Below are 20236 nucleotides of genomic sequence, written 5' to 3'. Positions count from 1 at the left end.
AAACGGCCGCGCAGTGTAACGAACCGCCCACGCCTTCGTGTCCGGCGCGCTCAGGCCGGTACGTGCTCGACGTGGCAATCGGCGCGGCGCACTTCCTCCACGAAGGTGCGCATGCGATCGCCATCCTTGACGCCCGGCGCCACCTCGATCCCGCTGGACACATCCACGCCCCACGGCATGGCGGCGATGATCGCGTCGAAGACATTGGCCGGCGTGATCCCGCCGGCCAGGATCAGCGGCTTGGTCAGCGTCGTGGGCAGGCGCGACCAGTCGAAAGACTTCCCGCTGCCGCCGGGCTGTCCGGTGGCATGGCTGTCGAACAGGAACCCGGCCGCCCCCGGGTAGCGCGCCTGCAACGCATTCGGCGAGCCGGCCATCGGATCGCCCATCGGCACCGCCTTGATCCACGGCACGCCGAACGAGCGGCAGAACGCGTCGTCCTCGCTGCCGTGAAACTGCAGCAGCGTGGGACGCACATGGCGAACCGCTTCGCGGACTTCGTCGGCACTGTTGTCCTGGAACAACGCGACCGCATCGACCAGCGGCGCCAGCGCGTTGCGCATCAGCCGCGCCTGTTCCGGCCGCAGTCGGCGCGGACTGGCGCGCGAGAAGACAAAACCGATCGCGTCCACCCCCAGTTCGCTGGCCAGGCGCACGTCCCCCGGCCGCGTCATGCCGCAGAACTTGACCCGGGTGCGGAACAACGGACGGCAGCTGGAAGGCGTGTCACTGGGGCTCACATCGTCACCTCGGCGGGCAGGCCGCACTGGGGGGGATAGCGCGGGCCGACGAACACCAGTCCGTCGGGCGGCGCGGTCGGGCCGGCAACCGTGCGATCACGGCCGGCAAGCAGCCCGGCCAGCCAATCCTCCGGCTGCTCGCCGCGACCGATCGGCAGCAGACTACCCACGATGTTGCGCACCATATGGTGAAGAAAGGCATTGGCCTGCACCTCGACCTCGACCACCTCGCCGCTGCGAGAGACCTGGATCTGCTGCAGGTCGCGGCGCGCATGCGGCGCCTGGCAGTGGACGGTGCGGAAGGCGGAGAAGTCATGTTCGCCCACCAGCGCCTGCGCGGCGCGGTGCATGGCGCCGGCATCCAGCGGCCGGCGCTCCCACGACAGGACCTGCCGCTGCAGCGCCGGCCGCACGGCGCGGTTGAGGATCCGGTAGCGGTAGCGGCGGGCCCGGGCCGAAAAACGCGCGCTGAAGTCATCGGCCACCGGCACGCACCACAGCGTGCAGATCGCTTCCGGCAACCGGCTGGTGGTGCCCAGCACCCAGCCGCGTGGTTCGCGCACCGCGTCGGTGTCGAAATGCACCACCTGGCAGGCGGCGTGCACGCCGGCATCGGTACGGCCGGCACAGGTGACGTCGATCCGCGTGCCGGCGACGAAGGACAGGGCGTCTTCGACCGCCGCCTGCACCGTCGGCTCGCCGCGGCGGTCCGGCTCGCCCGGCCGATGCAACCGCTGCCAGCCGGAAAAGCCGCTGCCGTCGTACTCGACGCCCAGCGCGAACCGCATCACGCTAATGCCTGCCGCGCAGGCGACCGGCCCCAGACGGCATCAGAGGTCGCGCAGCAGCCGGGCGGCGCGGTCGCGCGCTGCGGGGTCGCGCCCGTTGAGTACGTCGCGCAGCAGTTCGCGCGCAGTGTCTTCGTCGCCCATGGCCAGGAACGCCTGCGCCTGCTCGAGCTTCTGCGCCGGCTCGGCGGGTTCCACCGCGACGGACGCGTCCGTTGCGGCAACGGCGGAGTCGGTGGTCGCCCCATGCCATGGCGGCACGACCGCTGCAACGGCTGCAGGCGCGGCCTTGGCCCGACCCTGGCGCGCGGCCCCGGACGCCGGCGCAGGCTTTCCAGTCGCGTCGCGCGCCACCTCGCCCGCCACTGCCCGATCTGCCGACGCTGTGCCCGGAGCGGGTTTGGCCGCCGCCATCCCGGCGGCGAGGGTCTCGGTATCGAACCCGCGGCGCGGCGGAGCCACGGCCGCCCGGGGCCGCCGCGTGACCCACCAGCCGACCAGCGCCGCGACGACAAGGACCAGACCGCCCCAGAGCCAGAGCGGGGTCCCGCTGGCTGCCGGCGCCGAGGCCGGGCCCTGGGTGGTGGCCGCCGGCCTGGCCGACGCCTGGTTGACGGCCGCCAGCCGTTGCTGCGCCTGGGCCAGCGCGCTGTCCTTCAGCGTCAACAGTTGCTGCTGCTGTGCCTGCAGCTTTTCCAGTTCCGCGACGCGCGTCTTAAGCTCTCTCACCTCGGCATCGCGCGCGGCGAGCGTTTCCTTCGTTTCCTGCAGCTGCAGCATGTCGCCCTCGCCACCGGCCTGGATGCCGGATCGCATTGCCTGGTTTGTCCCGCCAGCCTGCGCACGGCCGGAGGAAGGGGGAACGATTTCCAGCCGGGCTTCGATGCTGCGCCCCGGCCTGCCCGTGGCACCCTTGGGGCGCGGCTCGGCCGTCGCGGACGCCGCGGTCGACGACGCCAGCGCGGACTGCGGCGTGGGCTCACGCGCATCGCGCCATTGCACGATCTGCTGGTGCACGATCGCCGCGGCCTGGCGGCGGTCGAGCCGGGACAGCTCGTCGGCTTGCGGCAGGCGCAGGACCGCCCCGGCCTTGAGCTGGTTGATGTTGCCGCCGATGAAGGCATCGGGATTGCTGCGCAGCAACGCCAGCATGGTCTGCGCGAGGCTGTGTCCCTGCGCCTGCTCCAGGCTGGCGGCGATCCCTGCGAGCGTCTGGCCCGCACGCACCGGCCCATAGACGTCGCTGCGATCCAGCGGCGCCGGAGCCAAGGCAGGCGTCGCAACCGGCGTCGCGATGTCGATGTCGGCCGGGGGCGGCAACGTGGCCACCATCGGGGCCGCGGGGGTGGTCGCTACCTCCGGGGGGGGCGGGCCGGCAGGCGTTGGCGCCGGCGCCGGGACCGCCGCGACAGGCGGCTTCGGACGCATGACCACATTCGAGGGGGCCACGACCGGTGCCTGGATCGGCTGCGGCGTCGCCGCCACCGTGCGCGGTATGTCGACCAGCGCCGAGTATTCGCGGACGAGGCGGCCCTGGCCCCAGTCGACTTCGACCAGGAAGGTCAGCGCCGGATCGGTCACCGGCTGCGCACTGGTCACGCGCACGACGGGATGGCCACCGGCATCCAGCGCAGGCTCGAAACGCAAGGTGGCAGCGGCGCCCTGCGGCGGTTCAAGGCCGACGCGGCGGAAGGTATCGGGCGAGGCGAGCTTGACCTGCAGCCCCTGCAACTCGGTCGGATCGCTGGAGATGATCGGGATCTCGGCCAGCAGCGGCTGCCCCGGCTTGGACTTGACCTGGATCTGGCCCAGTCCCAATGCCGCCGCCGATCCGCTGGCCAAGGCCAACACCACGGCCAAGGTCGAGGCCAGTGCGACCGGCCACCTGCTGCTCACGCTCACGCCCACCCCCATGACTGCCCCGCAACGATGCGCGTGGCGCCGACTCTAGCCGCCCGCGCCCGTCGGCCGCAACGCATCAAGCCGCGTTTGCCTGATGTTCGGCGACGAGCCGCTCGGCGATCTGAACCGCGTTCAGCGCGGCGCCCTTGCGGATGTTGTCCGACACGATCCACAGGTTCAGGCCATTGGGATGCGAGAGGTCGTCGCGGATGCGGCCGACGTAGACCGCGTCGGTCCCCGAGGCATGGGTGACCGGCGTCGGGTAGCCGCCGGCGACGGGCTCGTCGACGACTTCCACGCCCGGCGCCTGCAGCAGCAACGCGCGCGCCTCGGCCGCCGACAGATGCTCGCGGGTTTCGACATTGACGGCCTCGGAGTGGCCATAGAACACCGGCACCCGTACCACGGTCGCGTTGACCCGGACCGACTCGTCGCCGAGGATCTTGCGCGTCTCCCACACCAGCTTCATCTCCTCGCTGGTGTAGCCGTTGTCGGTGAAGTCGCCGCCATGCGGGATCACGTTGAAGGCGATCTGCACCGGATAGACCTCGGCCTCGACCGGCTGGAAGTTCAGCAGGCCCGCGGTCTGGCGCCCGAGCTCCTCCAGCGCGCGCCGGCCGGTGCCCGAGACCGACTGGTAGGTGGCGACGTTGATCCGCTCGATGCCGGCCTTGCGATGGATCGGCGCCAGCGCGACCAGCATCTGCATGGTCGAGCAGTTGGGGTTGGCGATGATCCCGCGCGGGCGGCGGACGATGGCCTCCGGATTGACTTCGGTCACCACCAGCGGGACATCCTCGTCGCGGCGGAAGGCCGAGGAGTTGTCGATCACCACCGCGCCGGCCGCGGCGAACTTCGGCGCGTACTGCCTGGAGATGTCGCCACCGGCGGAAAACAGCGCGATGTCGACGCCGGTCGGATCGAAGGTCGCCAGGTCCTGCACCACGACCTCGCGGTTGCCGAACGCGACGTGGCCGCCGGCGGAGCGCTCGCTCGCCAGCGCAACGAGCTCCCCGACCGGGAATTTACGCTCGGACAGCACCGACAGCATGACTTCGCCGACCGCACCGGTCGCGCCGACCACCGCCACTTTGTATTTCCTGTCCATGCGTCTTCGCTGATCCGGTGAAGTGGTGATTGTATGGGGCGCGAGCCCTCCTCATGGGAGCGGCGTCATCCGCGAGCCTTTTTATGCCCGGCGGAAGCGCTTTTTGGCGCAGGCCGCCTGGGCTCGGTCGGAGCGCCTTCAGGCGCGAGCTCTTGCAGCGCCCGAAAAAAGCTCGCGGCTGAAGCCGCTCCTACCGGGGGACATCGCGCTTGGGAAGCCACCCTTTGGCTACGACGCGCGCGCACCTGCGGGAATCCGCGGCGCCACCAGTCCGACATCCCCGCATTGGGCGCGATGCCGCAGCGCGTGGTCCATCAGCACCAGCGCGACCATCGCCTCGCAGATCGGGGTCGCGCGGATGCCCACGCAGGGGTCGTGGCGGCCGGTGGTGACGATCTCGACTTCGTTGCCGTCGACATCGATGCCGCGCGCGGGCAGGCGCAGGCTCGAGGTCGGCTTGAACGCGGTGGAGGCCACGATCGCCTGGCCGCTGCTGATGCCTCCCAGGATGCCGCCGGCATGGTTGGACGCGAATCCCGCCGCCGTCGCCTCGTCGCGATGCTCGCTGCCCTTCTGCATCACCACGGCGAAGCCGTCGCCGATCTCCACGCCCTTCACCGCATTGATCGACATCAGCGCGGCGGCGAGATCGGCATCGAGCTTTCCGTAGACAGGCTCGCCCCAGCCCGGCGGCACGCCGGTGGCGACCGTGGTAACGCGCGCGCCGACCGAGTCGCCCGACTTGCGCAGCGCGTCCATGTAGGTCTCAAGCTCTGGTACCTGCGCTGCATCCGGCCAGAAGAAGGGATTGGATTCGATCGCCGCCCAGTCGCAGCTGCGCGGCAGCACCTCGCCGATCTGCGCGAGGTAACCGCGCACGCGCACGCCATGCCTGTCGGCCAGCCACTTCTTCGCGATCACCGCGGCGGCGACGCGCATGGTGGTCTCGCGCGCGCTGCTGCGACCACCCCCACGCGGATCGCGGGTGCCGTACTTCTGCCAGTAGGTGTAGTCGGCGTGGCCGGGGCGGAACTGCCGCGCGATGGCGTCGTAATCCTTGCTGCGTGCATCGGTGTTGCGGATCAGCAGCGCGATCGGCGTGCCGGTGCTGTGCCCGTCGTAGACGCCGCTGAGGATTTCGACCTCGTCGGCCTCGTGGCGAGCCGAGGTGTGCCGCGTGCGCCCGGTGGCGCGGCGCGCGAGGTCTGCCGCGAAGTCCTCCGGCGCGATGGCGATGCCGGGCGGGCAGCCATCGATCACGCAGCCGATCGCCGGCCCGTGCGATTCGCCGAAGGTGGTGACGCGGAAGAGATGCCCGAACGTATTCAATGCCGCTGCCCTCGCACGTGGTTCCTGCGGAAGCGGGAACCAGGGGTCATTGCATCAGACCATCATGATCGCTGGATCGCGCCTTCGCGGGGATGACGACATCGGGAGCCCTCCCCGGCTGTCGAACTGCTTCGCGCTGGTCGCTATGCGCGCTTGTCGGCCAGCTTCCTGATCTTCGCGTGGTGGGTCACAAGATCGTGCCGCTCGGCGACGAAGATGCCCATCTGCCCGACCTTGAACTCCACCCACGCCAGCGGAAGTTCGGGCAGCAGCCTCACCAGCGCCTGCTCGGCCTCGCCGACCTCGCACACCAGCAGCCCTTCGTCGGTCAGGTGCAGCGGCGCGTCGCGCAGGATCTTCAACGCCAGGTCCAGGCCGTCGTCGCCCGCGCGCAGGCCGAGCTCGGGCTCGTGGGAATACTCGCGCGGCAACGCGTCGGTTTCGGCGTTGGTGACGTACGGCGGGTTGGTGACGATCAGGTCGTAATGCTCGCCCTGGAGCGCCGAGAACAGGTCCGACTTGAGCAGCCGCAGGTTGTCGGCGTGCAGGCGCGCCTTGTTTTCCGCCGCCAGCGCGAGCGCATCGTCGCTCAGGTCAATGCCGTCGACGTGCCACTCGGGGTTGTAATGCGCCATCGCGATCGCGATGCAACCCGACCCTGTGCACAGGTCCAGCGCCCGGCGTACCTCGCGGTCGCCGAGCCACGGCTGGAACTGTTGCTCGATCAGCTCGGCGATCGGCGAGCGCGGCACCAGCGCGCGCGGATCGCTCTTGAAACTCAGGCCCGCGAACCAGGCTTCGCCGGTGAGGTAGGCCGCCGGCACGCGCTCCTCGATCCGGCGCAGGAACAATCCCAGCACCTCTTCCTTTTCCGCCAGCGTCACCCGTGCCTGGCCATAGGCCGGGCCGATGTCGTGCGGCAGGTGCAACCCGTGCAGCGTCAGCTGGGTGGCTTCGTCGATGGCGTTGTCGAAGCTGTGGCCGAAGGTGAGGCCCGCGGCGTTGAAGCGGCTGGCGCCATAGCGGATCAGGTCGATGATCGTCTGGAGCTCGTCGGTCATGGCAGCGCGCGGTGCTCGTCGGATCAGGCGGGCGATTATAGCGACGGTCCGGCGCAGCCCCGGGCCGGACATCCGAGACGTGCCCCGCGGCATGCCCCCGCGACACCCGCCCGCTTATGATGCCGGCCCACGCGCGCCTGCGCCGCCACACCCCTGCGAGAGCCCATGTTCAATCGCACCACCGGCTGGATCCTGGTCGCGGCATTGGCCGCGGCGCTCGGGCTCTGGGCCGGACAACGCTGGTTCGACGCGCGCACCCCGGCGCCGCCCGCCTTGAAGGCCGTGAAACTGTTCGACCACCCGCGCGAGCTGCCGGCGTTCTCGCTGCAGCAGTCCGACGGCACGCCACTGGTGCCGGGCGAGTTGAAAGGGCACTGGACGCTGGTGTTCCTCGGCTTCACCCATTGCCCGGATGTCTGCCCGACGACACTGGCGCAACTGGCGCAGGCGCAGAAGCAATGGGCCGCGCTGCCCGATCCCACCCGGCCACGCGTGCTGTTCGTGTCGGTCGACCCCGAGCGCGACACGCCCGACGCGATCGGCGAATACGCCCATGCCTTCGACCGCGACACGCTGGCGGCCACGGCCGACATCCCGGCGCTGGAAGCCTTCGCCCGCGCGCTGTCGATGGTGTTCATGAAGGTGCCGGCGCCCGAAGGCACCGCGGCCGATCAGTACAGCATCGACCATTCGGCGTCGCTGGCCGTGCTCGATCCCCAGGCGCGGATGGCAGGCGTGATCATGCCGCCGCTGGACTCCAGGGCGATCGCCGCCGACATGGCGGCGCTGACGCAGGCGGCGATGCGATGAGCTGGACGACGCGACTGACCTACGCGCTGCCGCATCGCGCGCTGTCGTCACTGGCCCGGCGGCTGGCGTACTCGCGGCACCCGCGGACGAGTGCATGGCTGATCGACACGGTGACGCGGAAGTTCGGGGTCGACCTGTCCGAGGCCGAGCAGCCGGATCCGCGCAGCTATCCTTCGTTCAATGCGTTTTTCACCCGCGGCCTGCGCGCCGGTGTGCGCGTGCCCGACCCCGATCCGCGTGCGCTGCTGATACCCGCCGACGGCCGCATCAGCCAGTGCGGCGCGATCGAAGGCGGCAGGATCTTCCAGGCCAAGGGGCAGTCGTTCACCGCCGCAGAACTCCTCGCCGACGACGATGCGGCGCGCCCGTATGAGGACGGCCTGTTCGCGACCGTGTACCTGTCGCCGAAGGATTACCACCGCGTGCACATGCCCTGGCGCGGGCGCCTGCTGGAAACCGTGCACGTACCGGGGCGCTTGTTCAGCGTCGGACCGGCGGCGGTGCGCACGGTGCCGCGGCTGTTCGCGCGCAACGAGCGGCTGGTGTGCCACTTCGACACCGACTTCGGGCCGATGGCGATGGTGATGGTCGGCGCGCTGCTGGTGTCGGGCGTGGAAACCGTCTGGAGCGGGATCGAGATCCCGCGGTACGGCGATGCGGTGACGGTCAAGGATTACCGCGGCGCCGACATCCGCCTCGAACGCTTCGAGGAGATGGCGCGCTTCAATTACGGCTCGACGGTGATCGTGCTGCTGCCGGCCGGCGTGGCGCGGCTTGCCGATGGCCTGGGCGCCGAATCGCCGGTGCGGCTGGGCCAGCGACTGGCTACCCTGGTCGGGTGACACGCGCTTTTTTTCGTAGGTGCGGCCTCTTTTCGCAGGAGCGCTTCCTTTCATAGGAGCGGCTTCAGCCGCGAGCGCCTTGCTGGCACCCAAGGGAAGCCCGCCGCTGAAGTCGCCCTACGAGGGGCGAGCTACCCGGTGCGCGCCGTCGCTTGCACCGCGCGCGGGCGCTAGTCCTGGCAGCCGGACAACTTCAGCCGCTGTCCCGGCCGGATCGCATAGCGCGGGCCCTTGATGCCGTTGGCCACCGCGAGATCTCCGGTATCGCACTGGAACTTCTCGGCGATCGAGGTCAGCGTCTCGCCGCGCTGCACGCTGTAATTGAGCTGCCGGCGCGGTTTGTGAACGCTCGGCGCCGGAACGCCGGTTGCGACCGTGGTGCGCACGGCGTCCGCTGCGGGGAGCGCCCCATTGCGCACGATCGCGGTGTCCGGGTCGCTGCGCACCAGCTGGTCGGCCAGCACCGCGCGCGGCCCCTGCAGGCAATAGCGGTTGTAGAGGCCGACGATCTGGGTGGTGGCGTTCAAGGTCGTGCCGGCCGGGATCCAGCTGTCGGCCTCGTAGCGCGGGTTGAGGTTGCGCAAAGGCCGCATGAAGCCCTCGCGCACGCCGCGGTTGCCAAGGCAGATCGCCAGCTCATAGATCGATGCCGGCCGCGCCAACCGCAGCGGCGCGGGCCTGGCGTCGACACTGGGGAAGCTCAGTCCGTACTGCTTCGGATGCAGGAACAGCCACGCCGCGGCGATCACCATCGGCACGTAATCCTGGGTCTCGGCGGGGAACTGGTTGTAGACCGACGCATCCCAGAATCCCCTGCCCTGCGACCCCTGGTACACCCGCAGCGCGCGTCCCTCGCCGCCGTTGTAGGCCGCCAGCGACAACTCGATGCTCCGGTTGAGCTCGCCCATGCGCTCGTTGAGATAACTGGCACTGGCTTCCGCCGCGGCGCGCGGGTCGTAGCGGGTGTCGAAGCCGGTGGCGTCGGGTCCGAGCCCGAAACGCTTGCCGGTGGCGTACATGAACTGCATCGGCCCGGCCGCGCCGGTGCGCGAAGTCGCGTGCACCTTGCCGTTGGATTCCTTGGCCATGATCCCGAACAGCAGCGCCTCGGGCAGCCCCGCCCGCTGGTAGGACGGCCACATCAGCTGGCGCATGTATTCGTAATTCTCGTAACTCTGCAGCAGCGCACCGCGCATGTCGGTCAGCCAGCGGCGGATCCCGGCCTGCACCGCCGGGTTGTACTGCACCATCGCGTCGAAGCGATGGCTGTGGCTGTCCAGCAGGCTCGCCGCCTGCGCGGCCTGCGGGACCGTGGCATTGAAGGCCACGTCGCCGGCGTGATCCGGATCCGGATCGTCGGGATCGATCTCGTCGTCGCCGGCCGGCGAGGACGCATCGGCATTGAGCTTGAGCAGGCGCTTGTAGGTCGCCAGCAGCGTCGACACCTGGCAGCCCCGCTGCTGGCCGCAGGCGGCCACGGCGTCTTCCATGTCCTCGAGCGCGGCGTCGCCTTCCTTCTGCCCGTCGGGATCGTTGTTGCCGATCTTCACCAACGCCTGCGTGTAGCGCGCCTCGGCGGCGGCCATGTTGTGGTTGAGGGTGTCGATGTTGGCCTGGTCGCGACGCGACAGCGCACTCGCATCCGGCGAGGCCGCGAACAGGGCGACCACGCATGCGGCGCCCGCGGCGACGGGAAGCAGGGATGCGAGAAACCCCTTGTCGGCAGCAGTATTCATCGACGGCAAGACCTGGTGAAGACAGTTACAGGTTAGGCCGCGACAGCACCCGCGGCAACCTTCGACGACGAGTTCCACCGACGCGGTTACAAAAATCACTGGACCCGCGGCAAGTAAACCGGCGGCGCCGCCAATTCAGTTACGCACCCATGCGCGAGGTGCCGCGAATGATGCATGGCCTTGGTCGCGTCGCGCTCACCGCGCGAGGGCGCAGCTGCTTCCCGCCAGGCGCCACCGGATCACGTGCGCACGCGGCGCGAGTCCTGGGAAACATCCCAGCCGGACAACCCATAGAATCGGCGCTCCCCCGTGGAGTCGCGCATGAATCCGATCCTGGTCGGCAAGGCCACCACCCCGGACAGCCGCCTGGTCGAACTGCTGCCGGCCTACGCCAACCGCCATGGCCTGGTCACCGGCGCCACGGGTACCGGCAAGACGGTGACCCTGATGACGCTGGCCGAAGGCTTTTCGCGGATCGGCGTGCCGGTGTTCCTCGCCGACGTGAAGGGCGACGTCGCGGGCCTGGCCGTCGCCGGCAGCGCCGACGCGAAGCTGCTGGCCCGCGCGGCCACGATCGGCGTCGTCGATTACCGCGCGCAAGCCAACCCGACGATCTTCTGGGACCTGTACGGCCGGCTCGGCCATCCGGTGCGCGCCACCGTGAGCGAGATCGGCCCCACGCTGCTGGCGCGCATGCTGGAGCTCAACGATACCCAGGAAGGCGTGCTGGAAATCGTGTTCAAGCTCGCCGACGACAACGGCTGGCTGCTGCTGGACCTGGAAGACCTGCGCGGGCTGCTCAACCACGTCGCCGAACACCGCAAGGACATCGGCGCGCAATACGGCCTGGTCAGCGCACCGTCGATCGCCGCGATCCAGCGCGCGCTGCTGCAGCTCGGGCAGCAGGGCGGCGACGGGTTCTTCGGCGAACCGGCGCTGGAACTGGCGGACCTGATGCGCACCACGCCCGATGGACTGGGCGTCATCTCGATCCTCGCCGCCGACCAGCTCGTGCTCAAGCCGCGGCTGTATTCCAGCTTCCTGCTCTGGCTGCTGTCGGAATTGTTCGAGGCACTTCCCGAAGTCGGCGACCTGGACAAGCCGAAGCTGGTGTTCGTCTTCGACGAGGCGCACCTGCTGTTCGACGACGCGCCGCCGGCGCTGCAGCAGCGCATCGAGCAGGTGGTGCGGTTGATCCGCTCCAAGGGCGTGGGCGTGTACTTCTGCTCGCAGTTCCCCGACGACGTGCCTGATGCGATCCTCGGCCAGCTCGGCAACCGCGTGCAGCACGCCCTGCGCGCGTTCACGCCACGCGACCAGAAAGCGGTGAAAACCGCCGCCGAAACCTTCGTGCCCAATCCAGGACTCGATGTCGTCGCCGCGATTTCCCAGCTCGGCGTCGGCGAGGCTTTAGCGTCGATGCTGGGCGACAAGGGCGTGCCGCAGCCGGTCGAACGTACGCTCATCGCGCCGCCGCGCTGCCGCATGGGCGCGATCACCGACGCCGAGCGCGCGCAGGTGCGCGCCGGCAGCCCGGTCGGGGCCAAATACGACACCGCGGTGGATCGCGCATCGGCGGCCGAAATGCTGCAGGCGCGCCATGCCGACGCAGCTGTGGCCGCAGGGCATGGCGACGCCCCCCCGCGCGCAAGCCAGGGCAACCCGCCCGCGCCCGCTCGGCGGCCTGCGGAAGACCGTGGATTGGGACAATCCATGCGCGACGCCGTCTTCGGCACCAGCCGCCGCCAGGGCATGGTGGAGTCGATGGCCAAGCAGGCCGCGCGCACCGTCGGCAGCCAGGTCGGGCGCCAGATCCTGCGCGGGGTGCTGGGCGGCATCTTCGGCGGCAGGCGCTAGCGCGCGTCCGGTCGCGAAGGCCGTGGCCGCTGGAGGCCGGCAGCGGCGTTGCTCCTTGCGCACGGCGGCTGGCCGCCGGCAGCGCCGGCACCGGACAACCGGGATCCGACGACGCTCTTCAAGGGCCCGGTCACGCGCCGTGGGCGCCTGGAGCCTGTGATGTCCCGTTTCAATCGCATGTTGTGCACGCTGGTGGCGGTCGCCGCCATGGCGGGTGGCATTCCGACCGTGCTGGCACAGGCGGCGCCCAGGACCTCGATCGTCGGCATCTATCGCATCGCCCCGGGCGAGCACCTGGCCTTCCTGAAATGGATGGCGGCGCAGGAAGCGGCGGCCGCCAGCGCCGGAGCGCCGCCGACGCAGTGGTACCGGCACCTGGACGGCGACAGCTGGGACTACATCGCCATCGCCCCCGCCATGGACGATGCGATGCGCGCGAAAGCCGATGCCGCCGCGCGCGCGCAGGGACAGTCGACTGGCATGAAATCCGGGCTCGAACTGCGTGAGTTGATGGCCTCGCACACCGACACCTACGTGTCCGGACCAAGCACCGCGGCCGAACTCGTGCAGGAAGCCACCCGGCCCTGAGCTCGCCGGCTGCGGCTGCGCGCCGAAGCGCAACTGCTTGAGCGGTGGGTTGGACTCTGCGATAACACCGGCCCGAGGCCGATGTTGTCGCATGAGTCGCTGGCGCCCCCCTGCCGAATCGAGCACCGCGCTGATCACGCCCGAAGGCCATGCGCGCCTGAAAGCCGAGCTCGACGACCTGTGGCGCGTGCAACGGCCGGAGGTGGTGAAGGCATTGGCCGCCGCGGCGGCGGAAGGCGACCGCTCGGAGAACGCCGAATACACCTATCGCAAGAAGCAGCTGGGCGGCATCGACCGGCGCGTGCGTTACCTGAGCAAGCGGCTCGCCACGCTGCGCGTGGTGGACGCGCCGCCGTCGGATCCGGGCGCGGTGTTCTTCGGCGCGCAGGTGGAGGTCGAGGATCTCGCCAGCGGCGCGTGCGCGTCGCACCGCATCGTCGGGCCGGACGAAACCGATGCGCGCCGCGGCTGGATCAGCATCGACTCGCCGCTGGCGCGCGCGATGCTGCGCAAGCGGGTCGACGACGACTTCGAGGCGACGCTGCCGGCGGGTCCGGCGCGGTTCGTGATCGTGTCGGTGGACTATCCCCGTTCCGGCGGGACGGACACATCCGGGCTGCCGGAGCGCAGCTCCTCGCCCCCGGCCTGGCGCGCGGATTCGGCCAGCGACTCGTAGCTGCTGCGAAAGGCTTCCAGCTCGCGATCCTCCAGTTCCTCCAGGTCGAGCAGGCGGTTGTTGGCGCCGCGGGTGGCGCGGATCAGCTCGTCGAGCTTGATCTGCATCGCCTCGGTGTCGCGGTTCTGGGTGTTCTGGATCAGGAACACCATCAGGAACGTGATGATCGTGGTGCCGGTGTTGATCACCAGTTGCCAAGTGTTGCTGAAGCCGAAGAGCGGACCGGTCACCACCCAGGCGACGATCGCCAGCGCCGCCAGGCCGAAGCACGACGGTCGCCCGGTGAAGCGCGCGGCGCCCTTCGCAAGGCGGGTGAAGGCATGGGTCTTGTGCACGGTCCGCTCCTGCAGTCGAGCCACATGTAGCAGACCCGGCGCGACGGCACCGTCGCCGCGCGCGAGTCAGATGCCGCCGTACCAGTCGTAGCCCAGGTCCTCCCAGTACCCACCCTGCCCGCCGCCGAACCGGCGATAGCCATCGACCACTTCGATCAGGCGCACGTATTTGGGCTGCTTGTAACCGAGCTTGCGCTCGATCCGCAGCCGCACCGGCGCGCCGTTGGCGACCGGCAGGGGCGCGCCGTTGAGGCTGTGGGCGACGATCGTCTGCGGATGGAAGGCATCGAGCAGGTCGACGCTTTCGTAATAGCGCGAGCCGTCGCCGGTGAGGTCGTCGAAGCAGTGGAAGACCACGTAGCGCGCTCCCGGCTTCAGCCGGGCCAGGCCCAGCAGGTGCGCCAGCGGCACCCCGCTCCACTTGCCGATCACGCTCCAGCCTTCGACGCAGTCGTGGCGCGTGACCTGGGTGCGCGTGGGCAATGCGCGCAGTGCGTCGAGCGAAAACTCCAGTGGCCGCTCGACCAACCCGGCGACCTGCAGGCGGTAATTGCGGAACCCTTCGGCCTTGAGCGCCAGGTACTCGGGCGTGCGCGGATCGATCGAGCCGTTGGGGCGGAACACCGGCGAGATCATCGACTCGGGAAATTCCGCCGCCAGCCGCTGCCCGCTCAGGCCGCGCTGCACGCGCTGGCTCAGGGGCTCGGCCAGGCTGAGCACGTCGACGAAAGCGGCGTTGCGCGACAGCGCGTCGCAGCCGGCCAGCAGGCCCATGCCGGTGCCTGCGATGGCCGCGCGCAGCAGCCGCCGGCGCGACGGCACGACAGCATCATTCATGGCCTGCTCCTTCGCCGCGCGGAACCCGCACGCGGAAGCGCCCGCTGAGCATCGAGCGCATCTCGTTGATCGGCCCGGCGTAAACCACCATCAACACATGCACCACGGTGAAGGCGACGAACAGCGACATCACGATGAAGTGGATCGTGCGCGCGGACTGCCGCCCGCCCACCAGTTGCAGCCACCAGCCCAGCAGGCTGGCCAGTTGAGGCGACATCGACAAGCCGGTCAGCACCGCCAACGGCGCGAGCACGAAGATCACGCCCAGGTAGGCGAGCTTCTGCAGCGGGTTGTAGTGCGTGGCTTCCTCGCCCACCGGATGGTGGAAGCGCAGGTGTTCGACGATCGAGCGGCCGATGCCGCGCCAGTCGCGCGCCTGCATCGCCAGGTCACGGGACAGATGGCGGCTGGCCAGCGACCACAGCAGGAAACACGCGCCGTTGATCACCCACAGCCAGGCGAAGAAGAAATGCCAGCGCCGCCCCAGCGCCAGCGAGCGCGGCCCGGGGATCGTCGCCCATTCCGGAAAACCGCGCTTCACGCGCATGCCGTCCGCGCGCCGCGACACGCCCAGCACGCCGGTGGTGTCGAAGCGATGGTCGCCCACGGTGGTGATGCCGCTGGCGCGACCATCGGGCCCGCGCACGGCGGTGGTGGCGAACACGGGCGCGGCAAACGTCGATTGCGCGCCCCAGTACAGCGCCGGGTGCGCGTTGAAGACCTGCAGCCCGCTGCCGACCAGCACCAGCATGCACAGCAGGTTGATCCAGTGCATCACCCGCAGCGGAAGGCGGTGTCGCAGGACGGTGCGCCATTCGAAGCGGCCGACGCCTTCCGACCCGGCGGCCGTGTCCGGCTCGGCGCGGTCCACCGCGACAGGTTCCAACCCGATCGACATCGATGCCATCGATACAGCCCTCCTCCGCCCCGCGCAGGGTACGCCCCGAATCGGGCGGCTCCCACTCCGTGGCAGGCCGGCGGACGGCGGCGGCACGCGTCCATGGCGGGCGTCCAGGCGACCCGGATGCGCGACGTGACGGCGGCGAACCGCCGCTGGGCAGTCGGGGGCATCGCGGCCCAGGCCAGGGCCGCCCCAGGCCACGCGACCACGCGGTTACCGACGCTCAGGGAATCTGCGCGACCAGCGCCTCGCCATACAGGTCGTGTTCGTCGCTGCCGAGGATCTCGACGTCGATGAACTGGCCCGGCACCAGCCCCGCTTCCAGTCCGTTCTGGATCTGCACCAGGCCATCGATCTCGGGCGCATCGGCTTGCGAGCGCGCGATGGCCAGGTCACCGTCGATCGCATCGACCAGGCAGCGCTGGATGCTGCCGACCTTCGCCGCGAGCTTCGCCTCGGAGATCGCCGCCTGCCGGGCCATGAAGCGCGCCAGGCGCTCCTGCTTCACGGCCTCGGGCACCGGATCGGGCAGCGCGTTGGCACTGGCGCCCTCCACCGGCGAATAGGCGAAGGCGCCCACGCGGTCGAGCTGCGCTTCGTCGAGGAAGTCGAGCAGCTGCTCGAACTCGTCCTCGGTCTCGCCCGGGAAACCGACGATGAAGGTCGAGCGGATGGTGATGTCGGGACACAGCACGCGCCAGCGCTGGATGCGCTCGAGCGTGCGGTCGACCGCGCCGGGCCGCTTCATCAGCTTGAGGATGCGCGGGCTGGCGTGCTGGAACGGGATGTCCAGGTATGGCAGCAGGCGGCCATCGGCCATCAGCGGGATGACGTCGTCGACATGCGGATACGGATACACGTAATGCAGCCGCGTCCACAGCCCGAGCGCGGACAGGCCCTCGCACAGCGAGCGCATCCGCGCCTGGTAGGTGTTGCCGCGCCAGCTGCCTTCGGCATAGCGGGTGTCCACGCCATAGGCGGAGGTGTCCTGGGAGACGACCAGCAATTCGCGCACGCCGTTCATCGCCAGCTTCTCGGCCTCGCGCAGCACGTCCGCGACCGGGCGCGACACCAGGTCGCCGCGCATCGACGGGATGATGCAGAAGCTGCAGCGGTGGTTGCAGCCTTCGGAAATCTTCAGGTAGGCGTAGTGCTTCGGCGTGAGCTTGATGCCGACGTCGTTGTCGTCGCTCGCGCGACGCGGGAGCAGGCTGGTGAACGGATCGTGCGCGGGCGGCAGTGCGGCATGCACGGCGGACATCACGCTGCCGTAGTCCTGCGGGCCGCTGATCGACAACACGCCCGGATGCGCCTGGCGGATGACATCGGCGCGCTTGCCCAGGCAACCGGTGACGATGACCTTGCCATTCTCCGCCATCGCCTCGCCGATCGCATCCAGCGATTCGGCCACCGCCGAGTCGATGAAGCCGCAGGTGTTGACCACGACCACGTCGGCGGCGTCGTAGCTCTGCACCAGGTCGTAACCCTCGACCCTGAGCTGGGTGAGGATGCGCTCGGAATCCACCAATGCCTTCGGGCAGCCGAGGCTGACGAAGCCGACTTTCGGGTTGGCGGCAGTGCCACTCGTGGCTGGGGCACGGTCTGCGGTCGGGGCGTCGGCGAACTCGGCCGTGGTGGCGTGCGGGGACATGGGTGGCGGGCGCGTGGCGGGCGCGAATTATAAGCGTGTGCCGCGGCGCTAGAATCCCGGTTCCTGAACCGACGCCGCGAGGACACCGCCATGGGCCGCGATATCGCCTTCGATACGCCGCTGGGCAGCGTCAGTGGGTGGCGGGCCGACCCGATCGGCGCGCCACGCGGCGCGCTGGTGGTGGTGCAGGAAATCTTCGGGGTGAATGCGCACATGCGGGGCGTCGTCGACCGCTTTGCCGCCGAAGGCTTCGTCGCACTCGCACCGGCGTATTTCGATCCGGTCGAACGCGGCGTCGAGCTGGGCTACGACGCCGACGGCGTCGCCCGTGGCAGGGACCTGATCACCGCACTGGGACTCGAACGCGCGATCACGGTGACCTCGGCCGCCGCGCGGCTGCTGCAGCAGGAAAGCCTGCGCGTGGGCGTGGTCGGCTTCTGCTGGGGCGGCACGGTGGCGCTGCTCGCCAACCTGCGGCTTGGCTTGCCGGCGGTGAGTTACTACGGCGCGCGCAACGTCGCCTTCCTGGACGAGCCGCTGCGGGCGCCGATTCAGTTCCACTTCGGCGAGCGCGACGGCAGCATTTCGCCAGGCGATGTCGAGCTGCATCGGCAGAAGCTGCCCGACGCCGAGGTGCACGTCTATCCGACCGGGCATGCGTTCGATCGCGAGGTCGATCCCAAGGTATTCGATGCCGACAGCGCGCGGCTGGCGCATACGCGCACCCTCGCCTTCTTTGATCGCGCCCTGCACTGATCCCGGCCGCCGACCCGGAGCCCGCCATGAGCCGTCGCCACGCCATCGTCCGCTATGAGCTGCATCCGCAACTGGCCGCCGACACCCATCCGGTCGCGGTTTTCGGCCTGTGCGACCTGCGGTTGATGGACGATGCCAACTATCCCTGGCTGGTACTGGTACCGCGGGTGGCTGCGGCGCGCGAAATGCTCGACCTCGACCACGCGCAGCGGCATGCGCTCACCGACGAGATCGACCGCGCCTCGCACGCGCTGCGCGATGCCTTCCGCCCGCACAAACTCAACATTGCCGCGCTGGGCAACCTGGTGCCGCAGCTGCACGTACACGTGATCGCGCGTTTCGAACACGACCCGGCGTGGCCGTCGCCGGTCTGGGGCCGGGTCGCCGCGCGCCCGTACACGCCCGAGGCGCTGGTGGAGCGGATCGGATTGCTGCAGGCCACGCTGCAGGACGTCGCGGATCCACGCGCGCCGCTACAGGGCGTGCCCGCGCGTTGATGACCTCCGGGCGCCGCCCGCCTGCATCGGCCGCGGCCGCATCGCCCGCGCCGTCGCAGTCGCCATCCGCGCGCGCGACGCCCCGGGTTGCGCCGACGATCGAAGCGCTCGGCGAGCAGGCGCTGCTGCTGCGTTTCGGCGACACCATCGACCCGGACAGCAACGCACGCGTGCAGGCCTTCGCCCATCGCATCGGCGCGCAACGCCCAAACTGGCTGGTCGACATCGTTCCGGCGTACGCCAGCCTGGCGGTCTTCGTCGATGTCGCCGTCACCCCCGCGCGCGATCCGCTGCAGGTGGCGCGCGACTGGCTGCAGGCACGACTGCCCGATGACGCACGCGTGCCGGAAACCAGCCGCCTGCTGGAAATCCCCGTCCACTACGGCGGCAGCGACGGACCCGACCTCGACGCGCTGGCCGCGCATGCCGGACTGTCGCCCGACGCGGTCATCGCGCGCCATGCCGGCCGCGAATACACGGTGGCGATGCTTGGTTTCGCGCCGGGGTTCCCCTACCTGCTCGGGCTGGATCCGGCGCTGGCGATGCCGCGGCTGGCGACGCCGCGGCGCGAGGTCGCTGCCGGCAGTGTCGGCATCGCCGGAATGCAGACCGGCATCTATCCGCGACGCGGACCAGGCGGCTGGCGGATCATCGGGCGCACGGAACTTTCGCTGTTCGATCCGTTGCGCGCGGCGCCGTCGCTGCTCGCGGCCGGCGACCGCGTGCGTTTCGTCGCAATCGACAGTGCGTCATGAGCGTGCTCGTGCTGGCGCCCGGCGCGCTGACCACGCTGCAGGATCGCGGCCGCGTCGGCAGCCGCGCGCTCGGCGTCGGCGTGGCCGGTGCGCTGGATCCGTATTCGAGCGCGATCGCGAACCTGCTGGTCGGTAATCCGGTCGCTGCGGCGACGCTGGAAATCACCCTGTCGGGGCCGAAGTTGCGGCTGTCGCAGGCAGCGCGGATCGCCTTGTGCGGCGGCGACTTCGACCTGCGCATCGATGGCACGGCCGTCGCCGGTTGGCGGCGGGTGACGGTGCCGGCGGGTGCAACCGTGGCCATCGGCGGCTGTCGTCGCTGCGCGCGCGCCTGGCTCGCGATCTCGGGCGGCTTTCGCGCGCCGCGGCGGATGGACAGCCTCAGCACGGATCTTCGCGGCGGATTTGGTGGCATCGACGGGCGCGCGCTCGTTGCCGGCGATGTGCTCGACATCGGCGACGCCGGTGTCGCCATGAACATCCGCGATGCCGATGGCATGGACGTCGCGCGCTGGTGGATCGATCGATCACCGGACCTTGCGTTCGGGCAACCCGCGCGGATCCACGCCATCGCCGGTGCGGATGCCTGCGTCCCGAAGGACGGCCTGTTCGCACGCGAATGGCGCGTGACCGCGGACAGCAATCGCCAGGGACTGCGCCTTGAGCCGACGACGACGCGGGCTTCGACCGGCGAGGCACCGCTACGACCAGCCGACCTGCGCGAACGCATTTCCGAACCGGTCGCGCCGGGCACCATCCAGCTGCCGCCCGACGGCCAGCCGATCGTGCTGCTCGCCGATGCGCAGACCCACGGCGGCTATCCGCGCATCGCGCACGCGATCCAGGCCGACTGGCCGCGGCTGGCGCAACTGCGCCCCGGCGATCGCCTGCGCTTCGAAGCCTGCTCGCGCGAGGACGCGTGGCAGGCGCGGCGTGCGCAGGCCCAGCGCTTGGCGCGGATCGCGCTGGCGATCGCCGCGCGCGCGGCACAGCGCCCTTCGTAGGAGCGCCTTCAGGCGCGAGCTCTGTGGGAATCCCAGGTGTGGAAAGAGCTCACGGCTGAAGCC

At 70.0% G+C, this 20236-nt stretch carries 19 protein-coding genes and 1 pseudogene; 9 read left to right on the top strand and 11 right to left on the bottom strand.

From position 1 onward, the window contains the following. Positions 1 to 50: 50 nt before the first annotated feature. The 6 genes from G7B67_RS04050 to prmB all read right to left on the bottom strand — a co-directional run bounded on the left by G7B67_RS04050 (position 51) and on the right by prmB (position 6928). The gene (locus G7B67_RS04050; RefSeq protein ID WP_279303948.1) at positions 51 to 740 is read right to left on the bottom strand and encodes a phosphoribosylanthranilate isomerase; all 690 of its coding nucleotides are present in this window, start codon (positions 738 to 740) and stop codon (positions 51 to 53) included. After that, positions 737 to 1528 (bottom strand): tRNA pseudouridine(38-40) synthase TruA, encoded by a 792-nt coding sequence (gene truA / locus G7B67_RS04045; RefSeq protein WP_166208203.1) that lies wholly within the window; start codon positions 1526 to 1528, stop codon positions 737 to 739. The genes G7B67_RS04050 and truA overlap by 4 nt, the downstream gene beginning before the upstream one ends. A 42-nt stretch (positions 1529 to 1570) precedes the next feature. Then, positions 1571 to 3430 carry a type IV pilus assembly protein FimV gene (locus G7B67_RS04040; protein ID WP_166208200.1) on the bottom strand — a complete coding sequence of 620 codons (1860 nt, stop codon included), beginning with the start codon at positions 3428 to 3430 and terminating at the stop codon, positions 1571 to 1573. A gap of 76 nt (positions 3431 to 3506) precedes the next feature. Beyond that, positions 3507 to 4538, bottom strand: coding sequence for an aspartate-semialdehyde dehydrogenase (locus tag G7B67_RS04035; protein ID WP_166208197.1), 1032 nt, complete (start codon positions 4536 to 4538; stop codon positions 3507 to 3509). Positions 4539 to 4766: 228 nt separating this feature from the next. Then, positions 4767 to 5867, bottom strand: coding sequence for a chorismate synthase (aroC, locus tag G7B67_RS04030; protein WP_166208194.1), 1101 nt, complete (start codon positions 5865 to 5867; stop codon positions 4767 to 4769). A gap of 143 nt (positions 5868 to 6010) precedes the next feature. Beyond that, complete coding sequence (prmB, locus tag G7B67_RS04025) at positions 6011 to 6928, bottom strand: 50S ribosomal protein L3 N(5)-glutamine methyltransferase (protein WP_166208191.1); 918 nt, start codon at positions 6926 to 6928, stop codon at positions 6011 to 6013. Between the two features lie 165 nt (positions 6929 to 7093). On the opposite strand from prmB, the gene G7B67_RS04020 reads away from it, so the two are divergent. Beyond that, positions 7094 to 7738, top strand: a complete 645-nt coding sequence (locus G7B67_RS04020; RefSeq protein ID WP_166208188.1) for an SCO family protein — start codon at positions 7094 to 7096, stop codon at positions 7736 to 7738. Next, positions 7735 to 8580, top strand: a complete 846-nt coding sequence (asd, locus tag G7B67_RS04015) for an archaetidylserine decarboxylase (protein WP_166208185.1) — start codon at positions 7735 to 7737, stop codon at positions 8578 to 8580. The genes G7B67_RS04020 and asd overlap by 4 nt, the downstream gene beginning before the upstream one ends. A gap of 170 nt (positions 8581 to 8750) precedes the next feature. Here the strand turns inward: asd and G7B67_RS04010 are convergent, their stop codons facing one another. Next, complete coding sequence (locus tag G7B67_RS04010) at positions 8751 to 10316, bottom strand: transglycosylase SLT domain-containing protein (protein ID WP_166208182.1); 1566 nt, start codon at positions 10314 to 10316, stop codon at positions 8751 to 8753. Between the two features lie 321 nt (positions 10317 to 10637). On the opposite strand from G7B67_RS04010, the gene G7B67_RS04005 reads away from it, so the two are divergent. From G7B67_RS04005 to greB, 3 genes and pseudogenes are all read left to right on the top strand, one after another. Continuing rightward, complete coding sequence (locus tag G7B67_RS04005) at positions 10638 to 12173, top strand: helicase HerA-like domain-containing protein (protein ID WP_166208179.1); 1536 nt, start codon at positions 10638 to 10640, stop codon at positions 12171 to 12173. A 159-nt stretch (positions 12174 to 12332) separates the two neighbouring features. Beyond that, positions 12333 to 12761 carry a hypothetical protein gene (locus G7B67_RS04000; RefSeq protein WP_166208176.1) on the top strand — a complete coding sequence of 143 codons (429 nt, stop codon included), beginning with the start codon at positions 12333 to 12335 and terminating at the stop codon, positions 12759 to 12761. Between the two features lie 91 nt (positions 12762 to 12852). Beyond that, positions 12853 to 13347: pseudogene (gene greB, locus G7B67_RS03995) on the top strand (transcription elongation factor GreB); the annotation flags it as partial. Here the strand turns inward: greB and G7B67_RS03990 are convergent. From G7B67_RS03990 to rimO, 4 genes are all read right to left on the bottom strand, one after another. Further along, the gene (locus tag G7B67_RS03990; protein ID WP_166208170.1) at positions 13344 to 13772 is read right to left on the bottom strand and encodes a low affinity iron permease family protein; all 429 of its coding nucleotides are present in this window, start codon (positions 13770 to 13772) and stop codon (positions 13344 to 13346) included. The pseudogene greB and the gene G7B67_RS03990 sit on opposite strands and share 4 nt — an antisense overlap. Positions 13773 to 13838: 66 nt before the next feature. After that, positions 13839 to 14609: a molybdopterin-binding protein gene (locus G7B67_RS03985; protein ID WP_166208167.1), complete on the bottom strand. Its 771-nt coding sequence runs from the start codon at positions 14607 to 14609 to the stop codon at positions 13839 to 13841. Continuing rightward, positions 14602 to 15507 carry a cytochrome b/b6 domain-containing protein gene (locus tag G7B67_RS03980; RefSeq protein ID WP_166208164.1) on the bottom strand — a complete coding sequence of 302 codons (906 nt, stop codon included), beginning with the start codon at positions 15505 to 15507 and terminating at the stop codon, positions 14602 to 14604. Before G7B67_RS03980 ends, G7B67_RS03985 begins: the two co-directional genes overlap by 8 nt. Positions 15508 to 15733: 226 nt before the next feature. After that, positions 15734 to 17161 (bottom strand): 30S ribosomal protein S12 methylthiotransferase RimO, encoded by a 1428-nt coding sequence (gene rimO, locus G7B67_RS03975; protein ID WP_166208161.1) that lies wholly within the window; start codon positions 17159 to 17161, stop codon positions 15734 to 15736. Between the two features lie 90 nt (positions 17162 to 17251). Between rimO and G7B67_RS03970 the strand changes: the two genes are divergently transcribed. Genes G7B67_RS03970 through G7B67_RS03955 form a run of 4 tightly spaced genes read left to right on the top strand, consistent with a single transcriptional unit; the run spans position 17252 to position 20173 of the window. Beyond that, a complete protein-coding gene (locus G7B67_RS03970) occupies positions 17252 to 17917 on the top strand; it encodes a dienelactone hydrolase family protein (RefSeq protein ID WP_166208158.1) in 666 nt (221 codons plus the stop codon). A 26-nt stretch (positions 17918 to 17943) separates the two neighbouring features. Continuing rightward, positions 17944 to 18414, top strand: a complete 471-nt coding sequence (locus G7B67_RS03965; RefSeq protein WP_166208155.1) for an HIT family protein — start codon at positions 17944 to 17946, stop codon at positions 18412 to 18414. After that, a complete protein-coding gene (pxpB, locus tag G7B67_RS03960; protein WP_166208152.1) occupies positions 18414 to 19169 on the top strand; it encodes a 5-oxoprolinase subunit PxpB in 756 nt (251 codons plus the stop codon). The genes G7B67_RS03965 and pxpB overlap by 1 nt, the downstream gene beginning before the upstream one ends. Beyond that, positions 19166 to 20173 carry a 5-oxoprolinase subunit C family protein gene (locus G7B67_RS03955; protein WP_166208149.1) on the top strand — a complete coding sequence of 336 codons (1008 nt, stop codon included), beginning with the start codon at positions 19166 to 19168 and terminating at the stop codon, positions 20171 to 20173. The genes pxpB and G7B67_RS03955 overlap by 4 nt, the downstream gene beginning before the upstream one ends. Positions 20174 to 20236 lie beyond the last annotated feature (63 nt).

It is taken from the genome of Cognatiluteimonas telluris (assembly GCF_011320095.1).
Taxonomy (GTDB): Bacteria; Pseudomonadota; Gammaproteobacteria; order Xanthomonadales; family Xanthomonadaceae; genus Cognatiluteimonas; species Cognatiluteimonas telluris.
This window is presented reverse-complemented; position numbering and strand designations above follow the sequence as displayed.

Coding starts and splice junctions, on each gene's coding strand:
- truA (WP_166208203.1), bottom strand. CDS start 1,528: ATGCGGTTCGCGCTGGGCGTCGAGTACGACGGCAGCGGCTTTTCCGGC.
- G7B67_RS04035 (WP_166208197.1), bottom strand. CDS start 4,538: ATGGACAGGAAATACAAAGTGGCGGTGGTCGGCGCGACCGGTGCGGTC.
- prmB (WP_166208191.1), bottom strand. CDS start 6,928: ATGACCGACGAGCTCCAGACGATCATCGACCTGATCCGCTATGGCGCC.
- G7B67_RS04020 (WP_166208188.1), top strand. CDS start 7,094: ATGTTCAATCGCACCACCGGCTGGATCCTGGTCGCGGCATTGGCCGCG.
- asd (WP_166208185.1), top strand. CDS start 7,735: ATGAGCTGGACGACGCGACTGACCTACGCGCTGCCGCATCGCGCGCTG.
- G7B67_RS04010 (WP_166208182.1), bottom strand. CDS start 10,316: ATGAATACTGCTGCCGACAAGGGGTTTCTCGCATCCCTGCTTCCCGTC.
- G7B67_RS04005 (WP_166208179.1), top strand. CDS start 10,638: ATGAATCCGATCCTGGTCGGCAAGGCCACCACCCCGGACAGCCGCCTG.
- G7B67_RS04000 (WP_166208176.1), top strand. CDS start 12,333: ATGTCCCGTTTCAATCGCATGTTGTGCACGCTGGTGGCGGTCGCCGCC.
- G7B67_RS03985 (WP_166208167.1), bottom strand. CDS start 14,609: ATGAATGATGCTGTCGTGCCGTCGCGCCGGCGGCTGCTGCGCGCGGCC.
- G7B67_RS03980 (WP_166208164.1), bottom strand. CDS start 15,507: ATGTCGATCGGGTTGGAACCTGTCGCGGTGGACCGCGCCGAGCCGGAC.
- rimO (WP_166208161.1), bottom strand. CDS start 17,161: ATGTCCCCGCACGCCACCACGGCCGAGTTCGCCGACGCCCCGACCGCA.
- G7B67_RS03970 (WP_166208158.1), top strand. CDS start 17,252: ATGGGCCGCGATATCGCCTTCGATACGCCGCTGGGCAGCGTCAGTGGG.
- G7B67_RS03965 (WP_166208155.1), top strand. CDS start 17,944: ATGAGCCGTCGCCACGCCATCGTCCGCTATGAGCTGCATCCGCAACTG.
- pxpB (WP_166208152.1), top strand. CDS start 18,414: ATGACCTCCGGGCGCCGCCCGCCTGCATCGGCCGCGGCCGCATCGCCC.
- G7B67_RS03955 (WP_166208149.1), top strand. CDS start 19,166: ATGAGCGTGCTCGTGCTGGCGCCCGGCGCGCTGACCACGCTGCAGGAT.